This window comes from Pseudomonas sp. BN515, from assembly GCF_029873155.1.
Classification (GTDB): domain Bacteria; phylum Pseudomonadota; class Gammaproteobacteria; order Pseudomonadales; family Pseudomonadaceae; genus Metapseudomonas.
Window position 1 is genome coordinate 1 of the sequence record NZ_SSOH01000043.1, and the last position, 11947, is coordinate 11947.

Consider the following 11947-nt stretch of genomic DNA (forward strand, 5'->3'; position numbering starts at 1 on the left):
ATCGGCTCTGCCTGTGACGATTCGACTGCTTGGGCTAGCAGGATGAAGGCGATCGGGTAGGGTACACCGTGCGCACCGGCGGTTTGGCCTGGTGCCGAAGCGGGTCCTGAAGTCGGTGCGCACAGCGCACCCTACGGTCCAGACCGGGCGAAAGAGGTCGGCGTTGTGCTCGGTAGTGGATTCGCCCCCTTCCAGGGGGCTACCGCAAGTCCACGTTCTACGAACGTGGATGTTTACTCGCGATTGAAATCGCTCCCACACGCAACAGCGAACATCAGAACTGGTCGCGGATCACAGCCTCGTCGAAGGCCAGCTTGCCGATGCGCGGACGGGCCGGCGCGGTCTGCTTGCCCACGGCGACCATCAAGCCGATTGCATGATTCTCCGGCAGACGGATCACGTCGGCCACGGCGTCGAAATCGAAGCCGTCCATAGGGCAGCTGTCCAGGCCTTTGCCGCGCGCGGCGAGCATCAGGGTCTGGGCCACGAGGCCGCAGCTGCGCATCACTTCATCGCGCTGCACCTGCGGTTTGCCACGGTAGTAGGTGTCGATGGCGCCGGCCATGAACTCTTGCACCGGCTGCGGGGCCTCGGCCCAGACACGGGCGGAATCCCGCTCCCAGGCGTCGAGGCGGGCACACACGATCACCAGCATCGAGGCTTCAGTCACCTGCGCCTGGCCCCAGGCCACATCACGAATGCGTTGGCGCAGGGCCGGGTCGCTGACCTCCACCAGACGCACGTGCTGCAGGTTGAAGGCAGTGGGCGCGAGCAGGGCCAGCTCCAGCAGGGCGTCCTTGTCCTCGCGACTCATGCTGAAGCTGGTGTCGTAGTTCTTGATGGCCCGGCGGCTGCGGATGGCGTCGTCAATGTGCATGTAGGAATCCTTGGAAGAGGCGGGATTGAAAGTGGCGCCATCCTAAGCAGCCAGAGGCCTGCTTCCAACACTGATTAACGATGATATCGATCAAAAAATCCGTATGGCCCAATGTTCTGTTGGGAGCGGGCTTTTCCTACACGCCCAGCTGTTGGCTTACCCATTCACGCACTTCGGCGTAGGGATAGGCCTCCAGCGCGGCGAATCCCGGCAGGTTGCGCGCCTTGAGCCGGGTGAAGAGCGGCGCGGTGATGCCGCAGAGCATGCGCGTGAGGCATTCGACGCCAGGCCGCTCGCCCTTCAGTTCTTCGAAGCGCTGGATGAATCCGCCACACAGGGCGCTGAAGTTGCGCTCCGCCAATGGCGGCAGCGCAGCCGGCGCCGGCAGCTGCGCCACGCGTCCCCGGCAGACCGAACAATGGCCGCAACGCTGCGGGACGTCGTGATCACCGAAGTAATGGGCCAGCCGCGCGCTGAGGCAATTCTCGCTGGCGAACAGGGCCAGCATCGCCTGGATGCGGGCGATCTCGCTGCGCTCCTGCTGGCGGAAGTAGCCATGCAGCTCCGCAGCCAACGTCTCCGAATCGAAGTCGGGTTTCTGCAGGGCGTAGACCTCGGTCATCTGCTTGCTTTCCAGCTCGATCCAACCGCGCTCCTGGAAGTAGTCCAGGGCCTTCACCACGCGGCTGCGTTCAGCGCTGTATTCGCGGTACAGGCGGTCGAAATCCACGGTGCACCAGGTACGCGCGCGGATGGATGTGCGCAGCAAGGCATCGACGAATTGACGGCGCTCGCCTTCGAATTGCGCAGCCAGCGCTTCGGGCGCCAGCAGATGCTTGAAACGGTAGTCGGCGAAGTAGGCATAGAGCGGCGCGATGATGCCGCGCAGCTCCAGCTGGACCAGCAGAGTCTTGAGCGGCAGCTGGCGAATGTTGCTCTGGTCGGAAAGCGCGCCGAGCATCAGCTCCCAGCGGTCCCCACCCTGCCCCGCCGCCTTCAGCTCCGCCAGCACCAGGCGGATGCCGGACAGCTCCGGCGTATCGCCATAGACGAAGTTTTCCAGCACGTTGAGGCTGTCGCGATTGGCCAGCACCAGGCAATCCGAAGGCTGGCCGTCGCGCCCCGCCCGGCCGATTTCCTGGCTGTAGTTCTCCACCGACTTGGGCAGGTCGTAGTGCACCACCTGGCGGATGTCGCTCTTGTCGATGCCCATGCCGAAGGCGATGGTCGCGACCATCACATTCACTTCGCCGGCCATGAACCGGCGCTGCAACGCCTCACGCTCCTCGTGGGCCATGCCCGCGTGATAAGCGCTCGCGGCGACGCCGCGCTCGGTCAGCCACCCGGCCACGTCTTCAGCGGTCTTCTGCAGGGTGACGTAGACAATGGCCGGCTGCCCGGTGCGATCGCCCAGCCAGCTCGCCAGCCGGTCCAGCTTGCGCACACCGGCCACCGGTTCCACCAGCAGGTTGAGGTTGGGGCGGTAGAAGCCGGTGGTGATGACGTCGGTATCGGCGATGGCGAACTTGCGCTGCATGTCGGCGATCACGGTCGGCGTCGCCGTGGCGGTCAGCAGCAGCACCTGCGGAATGCCGAACTGGCGCTGGTACTCGGGCAGCTTGAGGTAGTCGGGCCGGAAGTTGTGGCCCCACTCGGAAATGCAGTGGGCCTCATCCACCACCAGCAGCGAGATCGGCACCTGCTGGATGAATCCGCGGAAGCGCTCGTTCTTCAGGCGCTCGACGGAAATCATCAGGATCTTCAGCTCACCGGAGCGGGCCCGCGCCATGACCTCGGCCGCCTCTTCACGACTCTGCGCCGAGTCGATGCTGGCGGCGGCGATGCCGTGACGGTGCAGGAAGGCCAGCTGGTCCTGCATCAGCGCCAACAGCGGCGACACCACCAGAGTCAGGTGCGGCAGGTGCAGGGCCGGCAATTGGTAGCACAGCGACTTGCCGGAACCGGTGGGAAAGATGGCGGCGGCCGAACGGCCGGCCAGCACGGCGGAGATGGCGGCTTCCTGGCCGGGGCGGAAATGGTCGTAACCGAAGGTGGCGGCGAGGGTGTTGAGGGGCATGGCTTCACTCCATCGAAGGGGCCATCGATCATGACCCCAAGCACACCGCCTCGGCGCGCCAAATGGGTAGGACGATTCCGGAACTCCGGGGCGAATGTTACGGCTCGGTGTAGACGTAGGGTGGGTCACGCTTCATCGACCCACCGTCGGAGGTTGGAAGGAGTACCAATGGCGCAGGCCCCTGATGGGTTTCGCTTCGCTCTACGCCATCCTACTCGACCGCCAACAATGAAAAAGCCGCCCGGAGGCGGCTTCTTCGCAAGGACGCGGTGCGGCTTAGAGCTGCGGGCCGGCGTTCTTGATGGCGTCGGAAACGTCGAACTTCTTGAAGTTCTCGACGAACTGCACGGCCAGGGCCTTGGCAGCTTCGTCGTAGGCAGCCTTGTCAGCCCAGGTGTTGCGCGGGTTGAGCAGGTTGGTGTCGACGCCCGGAACGGCCTTCGGCACGTCCAGGTTGATGGTGTCCAGGTGCTCGGTTTCGGCGCCGATCAGGGCACCGCTCTGGATGGCAGCGATCACACCGCGGGTAGTCGGGATGTTGAAGCGCTTGCCAACGCCGTAGCCACCGCCGGTCCAGCCGGTGTTGACCAGGTACACCTTGGAGCCGAAGCCCTGGATGCGCTTGATCAGCAGTTCAGCGTACTCGCCAGCCGGACGCGGGAAGAACGGCGCGCCGAAGCAGGTGGAGAAGGTGGACTTGATGCCGCCGCCGGAACCCATTTCGGTGGATCCGACCAGCGCGGTGTAGCCGGACAGGAAGTGGTAGGCAGCCTGCTCGTTGTTCAGGATGGAAACGGGCGGCAGCACGCCGGTCAGGTCGCAGGTCAGGAAGATCACTGCGTTCGGCTCGCCGGCACGGTTGGCCTCGACGCGCTTCTCCACCAGGTGCAGCGGGTAGGCGGCACGGGTGTTCTGGGTCAGGCTGTCGTCGCTGTAGTCGGGCAGGCGGGTTTCCGGGTTCAGCACCACGTTTTCCAGCACGGCGCCGAACTGGATGGCTTTCCAGATTACCGGCTCGTTCTTCTCGGACAGGTCGATGCACTTGGCGTAGCAACCGCCTTCGACGTTGAACACGGTGCCCACGCCCCAGCCGTGCTCGTCGTCACCGATCAGGTAACGGCTCGGGTCGGCGGACAGGGTGGTCTTGCCGGTGCCGGACAGGCCGAAGAACAGGGTGGTGTCGCCTTCTTCGCCAACGTTGGCGGCGCAGTGCATCGGCAGTACGTCTTTTTCCGGCAGCAGGAAGTTCTGCACGGAGAACATGGCCTTCTTCATTTCACCGGCGTAGCGCATGCCGGCGATCAGGACTTTCTTGGCGGCGAAGTTGAGGATCACGCAACCATCGGAGTTGGTGCCGTCACGCTCCGGTTCGCAGACGAAGTTCGGGGCGTTGAGGATCTGCCACTCCTGGCGGGACTGCGGGTTGTACTGTTCCGGATTGATGAACAGGCAACGGCCGAACAGGTTGTGCCAGGCGGTCTCGGTGGTCATCTTGACGGCCAGGTAGTGTTCAGGATCGGCGCCAACGTGCACATGGGAGACGAAACACTCACGTTCGGTCACATAAGCTTCAACGCGAGCCCACAGTGCATCGAATTTGTCCGCCGGGAAGGGACGGTTGATGTTGCCCCAGGCGATCTTGGCGTCGGTGCTCGGCTCTTGAACGATGAAACGATCTGCCGGAGAACGACCGGTGCGGTGGCCGGTTTTCACTACCAACGAACCGTTGGCGGCCAGTTCACCCTCACCACGGCGGATGGCCTCTTCGACCAGTTGCGCGGCGCTGATATCGGTGTACACGGCGTTATTGGCTTGCGTCATGTGGTTCCCCGTCGGCGAAAAGCCGAGTCCTCCAAGCGATTTGTAGTGGGTACTGCGACCCCCTACAGCGAAAAAAGTGCGCGCGATTATGCCAGAAAAGCCCGCTTTGGGTAGAAACCTCCTGTCAGCCGGGCATATTCCTGACCGATAATCGCACCCCGGTCACGCAGCGACCCGATGGGCACACTACATATTCAGTGGCGCGTTTCCGACGGTGCGGCGCTGCCGCCACCGGCGAACAACTGGGCGATGTCCGCCGCGTCGAACGAGTAGCGCTGATTGCAGAACTGGCAATCGATCACCACGGTGCCGCCGCTTTCCAGCAGCAGGGCTTCAGCATCGTCCTTGCCCAGGCTGACCAGCGCGTTGGCCGAACGCTGACGCGAGCAGCTGCAGCGGAAATGGATGACCTGCGGATCGAACAGGCGTACCGCTTCTTCATGATAGAGGCGGTGCAGCACGGTTTCGTTGTCCAGGCCGAGCAGCTCTTCAGCGGTCAGGGTGTCAGCCAGCGTGGTCAGGTGCTGCCAGTTGGCCTCGCGGGCCTCGGTATCCTTCAGGCGATCCGCCGGCAGGGCCTGAAGCAGCATGCCACGGGCATTGCGGCCATCGGCGTTGAGCCAGAAGCGGGTGGGCAACTGCTGGGAATTGTCGAAGTAGCTGGACAGGCACTCGGCCAGGGTGGCGCCTTCGAGGGCGACGATGCCCTGGTAGCGCTGGCCCTGCTTCGGGTCCACGGTCAGGGTCAGCGAACCTTCAGGCATCAGCTCGGCCAGGCCGGCGGACGGGCTGACCTGGCTCGCGTGATAACGGGCGATGCCGCGCACTTCGCGGTCGCTGGAGCATTCCACCATCAGCAGCGGAACCGCGCCGGAGGAACGCGCCTGCAACACCAGCATGCCATCGAACTTCAGGGTACCGACCAGCAGGGAAGCGGCGGCGAGCATCTCACCGAGCAGCTGGGCAACCGGTTCCGGGTAAGGATGCTTGGCCAGGACGTGGGCGTAGCTCTCGCCGAGGGAGACCAGTTCTCCGCGCACATCGGTGTCGTCGAACAGAAAACGTTGGGTGAAATCGGTCATGCCGGACTCGCTGCATTTGGGCCAATTTGGCCGAAAGGCTGGCGATTTTATGCGCAAATCCGCCGGCTGACCAAGGGCCGGTTGTCTATCACCGATGCGGGCGTTTTCTATCGATCGAAAACCCGGCGGCAGAGGCCGGTCTTCGCTGTGACTCTATTCGTGACCGCCGCGCAGGAAATGAATCTGCCGGCGCTGTTTCTTGGTCGGCCGGCCATCGGTCTGGATACCCAGGGCACCGGCCTTGCGCATGGCGGCGGCCTCTTCGCGCTTGGCCAGGCTCTCGGCAGTTTCCTCGTAGAGTGTCTGCGCCTCGGGGGCACCACGCCGGACCACCGACAGTGCGCGGACGACGACAGTGCGTTCATCGAAACCGGTGCGGATCACATATTCGTCCCCGACCCGGGGCTCCTTCGACGGCTTGCAGCGCTCGCCGTGATGGTGGACCTTGCCTCCCTCGATGGCTTCCTTGGCCAGGGCGCGGGTCTTGTAGAAGCGCGCGGCCCACAGCCACTTGTCGAGGCGAACCTTGTCGTCGTCTTTGTCGTCTTTCTCTTTCGCACGCATGACTCGTTTCCATCCTGCACGGGCTGCCCCATTCGCCAGCCCGGTCTAAGCTCAGCCAGGGCCAGATGCAGTTGTCACATCGGCCCACTAGAATGCGCCAACTTTACCGGAAAGCCTGCATTGAAGACTTTCGACCATCTCTCCGTGATCGGACTCCGCGAATGGATCGCCCTGCCAGAACTCGGCATGGTCGGCCTGCGCGCGAAGATCGATACCGGCGCCAGCACCTCCACCCTGCACGCCAGCGACATCGTCCCCTTTGAAAAGAAAGGCAAGCAGTGGGTCCGGTTCACCGCGCACCTCGGCACCCTGGTGCAGCGGCGACATCGTTGCGAAGCGCAAGTGGTTTCGGTGAAGACCATAAAAAGCTCCAACGGCCAGGCACAGACCCGTTATGTCATTCGCACCCTGCTCGCGCTGGGTGACCGGATCTGGCCTATCGAGTTCACCCTGGCCTGCCGCAAGACCATGCGTTACCGCGTTCTGCTGGGCTCCAAGGCCCTGGTCCAGGCGCAACTGGTGGTCAACCCGGCACTCACCTACGTTCAGGAAAAACCGACTCTTTCCCTTCCGGGTGCCCAATGAAAATCGCCGTGTTATCGCGCAATCCGCGCCTGTATTCGACTCGCCGCCTCGTCGAGGCCGGCCAGCAGCGCGGCCATGAGATGGTGGTCATCGACACCCTGCGCGCCTATATGAACATCGCCAGCCACAAGCCGCAGATCCACTACCGCGGCCAGCCGCTGGAGGGCTTCGACGCGGTGATCCCGCGGATCGGCGCCTCGGTCACCTTCTATGGCTGCGCCGTGCTGCGCCAGTTCGAGATGATGGGGGTATTCCCGCTCAACGAATCGGTGGCCATCACCCGCTCGCGGGACAAGCTGCGTTCGCTGCAGCTGCTTTCGCGCAAGGGCATCGGCCTGCCGGTGACCGGCTTCGCCCACTCCCCCGACGACATCCCCGACCTGATCCGCATGGTCAACGGCGCGCCGCTGGTGATCAAGGTGCTGGAAGGCACCCAGGGCATAGGCGTGGTGCTGTGCGAAACGGAGAAGGCCGCCGAATCGGTGATCGAGGCCTTCATGGGCCTGAAGCAGAACATCATGGTGCAGGAGTACATCCGCGAAGCCGGCGGCGCCGATATCCGCTGCTTCGTGGTGGGCGACAAGGTGATCGCAGCGATGAAGCGCCAGGCCAAGCCCGGCGAGTTCCGCTCCAACCTGCATCGCGGCGGCAGCGCCAGCCTGATCAAGATCACCCCGGAAGAGCGCATGACTGCGATCCGCGCCGCCAAGGTCATGGGCCTGTCGGTGGCGGGGGTGGATATCCTGCGCTCCAATCACGGCCCGCTGGTGATGGAGGTGAATTCCTCCCCCGGCCTGGAAGGCATCGAGACCACCACCGGGCACGATGTGGCTGGAATCATCATCCAGTACCTGGAGAAGAACGCCTGCCCCAATTCGACCAGGACCAAAGGCAAGGGGTAAGCGCCCCGCTCTGTGGGGCGATTTCAATCGCAATGGCCAGCGAAGCTGGCCCCATGCAAGTCAGCAGGCGGACCTGCGGTCCGCTTCGCGAATGAATTCACCCCCACATGGGGCAGATTCATGCGCCTTACAGGCTCTGCACCACCGCCTGCCGACCTTCCCGCTCGCGAATCCAGCTGCGGAAGTCTCCCTCGTCCAGCGGCCGGCTGAAGAAATAGCCCTGGCCCAGCTCGCAGCCACGCTGGCGCAGCATGGACAGTTGCTCTTCGCTCTCGATGCCTTCGGCAATGCACTCCAGGCCGAGATTGCGGCCGATGGCCAATATGGTTTCCACCAGGGCCAGGTCGCTAGCGTCGACGGCCAGGCCATCGACGAAGCTGCGGTCGATCTTCAGCCTGTCCAGCGGTAGGCGCTTGAGGTAGGCCAGGGATGAATAGCCCGTGCCGAAATCGTCGATGGCAAAACGCACGCCCAGCGACTTGAGCGCCTGCATGGCGGAAATGCACTGCTCCACCTCTTCCAGCAAGCTGCCTTCGGTGATTTCCAGCTCCAGTCGGCCGGGCGGAACGCCATGGCGCTTGAGGGCGCTTTCGATGCGCTCGAAGAAGCCGGGTTTGCGCAGCTCGCGGGGACTGACGTTGATGGCCAGCACCAGCCACGGCATGTCGGTCTGCCAGGTGGCGAGGCAGGTGCAGGCGCGTTCCAGCATCCAGTCCGAGAGTTCGAGGATCAGGCCGGTTTCTTCGGCCAACGGGATGAACTGCGCTGGCGGCACTTCGCCGCGTGTGGGGTGATGCCAGCGCATCAGCGCCTCGGCGCCCAGCACGCGGCCATCGGCCAGGGCCAGTTGCGGTTGGAACTCCAGGCTGAGCTGGCCGCGGTCGATGGCCTGGCGCAGCTCGCTTTGCAGTTGCAGTCGCTGGTCGATGGCCGCCTGCATTTCCGGTGCGAAGAAATGCAGGGCGTTGCGCCCGGACTGCTTGGCCCGGTACATGGCGGTGTCCGCCTGCTTGAGGACGTCGGCGGCGACCTGCTCGATGAAGGGATGCAGGGCGATGCCGATACTGGCGCTGACCACCAGTTCGTGTTCGCCGATGGTGTAACTCCCGTGCAGGCTCTGCAGCAGTTTGTCGCCCACCTCGGCGGCCAGCTTGCCGGCCTGTTCCGGGCTGTCAGCCAGGGCTTCCAACAGCACCACGAACTCGTCGCCGCCAAGTCGCGCCAAGGTGTCTTCGTTGCGCAGGCAACCGGCCAGACGTGCCGTGACCTCCCGCAGCAGGGCATCGCCCACCGGGTGGCCAAGGCTGTCGTTGACCGTCTTGAAGTGGTCCAGGTCGATGAACAGCAACGCCCCGTAACGGCCCTCGCGCTGCTCACGGGCCATGGCGTGCTGCAGGCGATCGAGCAGCAGGCGGCGATTGGGCAGGCCGGTGAGCTCGTCGCTGTAGGCCAGGCGCTCGATCTCGCGCTGGTAGCGCTGGCGCTCGGAAATGTCGGTGATGCTCAGGCGGATCAGCGGCCGGCCCTCGCCGGGCAGGCGCACCAGGCGCACCTCGCAGGGACGCACGCGGCCATTCACATCACGCATCAGCCAGTCGAAGGTGGGCGTGTCGCCCTTTAGCGCGGCGCGGGTATAGGCATTGCCAAGCTCCCGCGACGGACGGCCATCGGCCTGCAGTGGTGGGCTGAAGCTGGTGGGCATGTGGCCGTGCAGCAGCTCGCGGGACATGCCGAACAGGCGCGCGGCGTTCTCGTTGGCTTCGACGATGCCGTGCTGCGGATCGAACACCAGGATGGCTTCCGGCGCGTGCTCCACCAGGGTCCGGTAACGCGCCTCGGCCTCGTGCCGGGCGCTGATGTCTTCTACCAGCGCCAGCAGTGCGTAGAGCTGGCCGTCCAGGTCACGTACACCGCGCACGTTGACCCGCGCGTGCACCGTGCCACCGGAGCCTTTCATGAAGCGCTTGTCGAGCTCGTAGCCATCGCGCTCGCCCTTGCGCACCTCCTCCAGCAGGGCCTCTTCGGCGGCGCGGTCCTCGGCCACCGTCATGCTCATCCAGTCGACGCCGCGCAGCTGTTCGCGGGAGCGGCCGAGAATGCTGCAGAGCTTGTAGTTGACCTCTTCCCAGCGTTGGTCCGGTGTGCACAGGGCCATGCCGATCAACGGCGCCTCGAAGAACAGGTGCAGGTGCTTGTCACGCTCGTGCTGCAGGCGCTCGGCGCGCTTCTGGCTGGTCAGGTCGAGCATGGCGCCGTAGATGCGGATCACCTGGTCGCCATCGTGCTCGGCCAGCCCCTTGATCCGGAGCCAGCGCGGAGTACCGCGAGCGGCCTGGATGCGCAGCTCCACGTCGAAGGGCTCGGCGCTACGCAGGCACTGCTCCAGGGTGTCTTCCAGCAGCGAGCGGCTGGCCGGGTCGAAGTAGCTGAGCATCTGCCCGAGGCTGGGAGCGCCGGCGCCCGGGTCCAGTTCATAGATGCGGAAGCTGCCCTCGCTCCAGGCCATCTTCAGGGTGGCGATCTCCAGCACCCAGCTGCCGATGTCGGCGATGGCTTCGGTCTGGTTCAGCAGGTGCGTCTGGCGCAGCAACTCGTCGCGGCGGGTATCCAGTTCTTCGGAGATCATTTCGCGACCGCTGACGTCGTGCTGCAGCGCGACGAAATGGCTGATGCCCAAGGCGTCGCGCATGGGCGCCACGGTGATCTCGTTCCAGAACAGGCTGCCGTCCTTGCGATAGTTGCGTAGCACCAGCTGGCACTGTTCGCCGCGCTGCAACGCATCCTGCAGACGCGGCAGCTCGGACTGGTTGCGGTCGTGATGGAGCAGGAAGCGCCAGTGATTGCCCAGGGCCTCGTCTCGCGAATAGCCGCTCATCTGTTCGAAGGCCGGGTTGCAGTAGATCAGCGGCTGGTCGGCCTGGCGCGCGTCGACGATGGTCACCCCCAGGGGGCTGGCCTGCAGCGCCAGGTTGCTCATGGCCAGTTCCTTCTGCATCTCGTCGCGGCGAGCCAACGCCAGACGCAGGTCGCTCAGGCTGCGTCCGACCAGCAGGGCGGACATCATCAGCAGCAGCACACTGAAATAGAGTTCGACGCCCGACTGCGGCTCGGCCAGGCGCGCAGCACCATCGAACTGGCGCAGCGCCGGCAGGGCGAGCACGGTCAGGGCCGTGAGGCCGGCGCCGCAGAGGGCACCGGGAAAGCCCCAGACCAGCCCCAATCCAAGCATCATCAAGCCGATGGGCGGCAGGGTGAGGATCAGCGGCACGACGGTCAGCAGCCAGGGAATGAGCAGCGCCAGCACCAGCAGCAATGGCCAGGGCGGCAGGCGGTGCAGGGTCTCCGGCAAGGCCTCCACCGGCTCCGGCACCCAGCCACGGCGGCTGAACAGCGGCGTGAGATAGGTCAGCAGTGGCAGGCTGACTGCCAGGGTGGTCAGGCACGCTCCGGGCCAGACCAGCAGAGCGGAGTTGCCCCAGCTCTCGCGTGCCGTGCTATGGCTCAGCATCAGCGCCGCCTGCTCGCCGTAGACCAGCAGGCTCACCGGCAGCAGCACGCCATAGAGCATGAAACGCAGCAATTCGGGGAAGTCGCGCAGGTCAGCGTGGCAGCCGGCACGCTTGAGCGCCCACCAGCCCACGGCGACGCTGAGTGTTTCCGGCACGGCGTAGAGCGGCGCCCAGTACCAGCTGAGGTCCCACAGGGGCACGCTGAGCAGCGCGTTGAAATAGATGGCAGGCAGCACCCGCGCGCCCCACCACAGGCAGAACACCAGGCCGAGGGCAAAGGGCAGGTACCAGACGGCCAGTCCACTGGAAGCCTGGGTACCAAGGGAAACCCAAGTGGCCAGATGCAGCAGCGGCAGAGGCAACCACCAGGTCCATTGGGGTAGTCGGAAAGAAGCAGCTGGCATACTGACCTCATGTCGGTGCGCAAGCTGAGGATAGCCCAGCGCCGGGCTAGCGTACGCCGAACGACCGGCGTCGTAACAGCACTGCCGATGGCAGGTCCGAATCCGGGACCGAAGGTATTTCAGGAA

8 protein-coding genes are annotated in these 11947 nt (G+C 64.7%); 2 read left to right on the plus strand and 6 right to left on the minus strand.

Annotation, left to right across the window (positions count from 1 at the left end; all coding sequences use genetic code 11):
• Positions 1-274: 274 nt before the first annotated feature.
• The 5 genes from E8E91_RS11205 to E8E91_RS11225 form a co-directional block, all read right to left on the minus strand.
• The gene (locus E8E91_RS11205; RefSeq protein ID WP_280375821.1) at positions 275-877 is read right to left on the minus strand and encodes a nitroreductase family protein; all 603 of its coding nucleotides are present in this window, start codon (positions 875-877) and stop codon (positions 275-277) included.
• Positions 878-1013: 136 nt separating this feature from the next.
• Positions 1014-2954, minus strand: coding sequence for an ATP-dependent DNA helicase RecQ (locus E8E91_RS11210; RefSeq protein ID WP_280375822.1), 1941 nt, complete (start codon positions 2952-2954; stop codon positions 1014-1016).
• A 276-nt stretch (positions 2955-3230) separates the two neighbouring features.
• Positions 3231-4775: a phosphoenolpyruvate carboxykinase gene (locus E8E91_RS11215; protein WP_280375823.1), complete on the minus strand. Its 1545-nt coding sequence runs from the start codon at positions 4773-4775 to the stop codon at positions 3231-3233.
• Positions 4776-4969: 194 nt separating this feature from the next.
• Positions 4970-5857 carry an Hsp33 family molecular chaperone HslO gene (hslO, locus tag E8E91_RS11220; protein ID WP_280370106.1) on the minus strand — a complete coding sequence of 296 codons (888 nt, stop codon included), beginning with the start codon at positions 5855-5857 and terminating at the stop codon, positions 4970-4972.
• A gap of 153 nt (positions 5858-6010) precedes the next feature.
• Positions 6011-6421 (minus strand): S4 domain-containing protein, encoded by a 411-nt coding sequence (locus E8E91_RS11225; RefSeq protein WP_280375824.1) that lies wholly within the window; start codon positions 6419-6421, stop codon positions 6011-6013.
• A gap of 147 nt (positions 6422-6568) precedes the next feature.
• On the opposite strand from E8E91_RS11225, the gene E8E91_RS11230 reads away from it, so the two are divergent.
• Together E8E91_RS11230 and rimK are read left to right on the plus strand one after the other, a co-directional pair.
• The gene (locus tag E8E91_RS11230; protein ID WP_280375927.1) at positions 6569-7006 is read left to right on the plus strand and encodes an ATP-dependent zinc protease; all 438 of its coding nucleotides are present in this window, start codon (positions 6569-6571) and stop codon (positions 7004-7006) included.
• A complete protein-coding gene (gene rimK / locus E8E91_RS11235) occupies positions 7003-7908 on the plus strand; it encodes a 30S ribosomal protein S6--L-glutamate ligase (protein ID WP_151138159.1) in 906 nt (301 codons plus the stop codon). Before E8E91_RS11230 ends, rimK begins: the two co-directional genes overlap by 4 nt.
• Positions 7909-8035: 127 nt before the next feature.
• On the opposite strand, the gene E8E91_RS11240 is transcribed toward rimK, so the two are convergent.
• Positions 8036-11821: an EAL domain-containing protein gene (locus tag E8E91_RS11240; RefSeq protein ID WP_280375825.1), complete on the minus strand. Its 3786-nt coding sequence runs from the start codon at positions 11819-11821 to the stop codon at positions 8036-8038.
• Between the last annotated feature and the right edge of the window lie 126 nt (positions 11822-11947).

What these genes read in the sequence shown, in the direction of transcription:
- E8E91_RS11205 (WP_280375821.1), bottom strand. Translation starts at nt 877, where the DNA reads ATGCACATTGACGACGCCATCCGCAGCCGCCGGGCCATCAAGAACTAC.
- E8E91_RS11210 (WP_280375822.1), bottom strand. Translation starts at nt 2,954, where the DNA reads ATGCCCCTCAACACCCTCGCCGCCACCTTCGGTTACGACCATTTCCGC.
- E8E91_RS11215 (WP_280375823.1), bottom strand. Translation starts at nt 4,775, where the DNA reads ATGACGCAAGCCAATAACGCCGTGTACACCGATATCAGCGCCGCGCAA.
- hslO (WP_280370106.1), bottom strand. Translation starts at nt 5,857, where the DNA reads ATGACCGATTTCACCCAACGTTTTCTGTTCGACGACACCGATGTGCGC.
- E8E91_RS11225 (WP_280375824.1), bottom strand. Translation starts at nt 6,421, where the DNA reads ATGCGTGCGAAAGAGAAAGACGACAAAGACGACGACAAGGTTCGCCTC.
- rimK (WP_151138159.1), top strand. Translation starts at nt 7,003, where the DNA reads ATGAAAATCGCCGTGTTATCGCGCAATCCGCGCCTGTATTCGACTCGC.
- E8E91_RS11240 (WP_280375825.1), bottom strand. Translation starts at nt 11,821, where the DNA reads ATGCCAGCTGCTTCTTTCCGACTACCCCAATGGACCTGGTGGTTGCCT.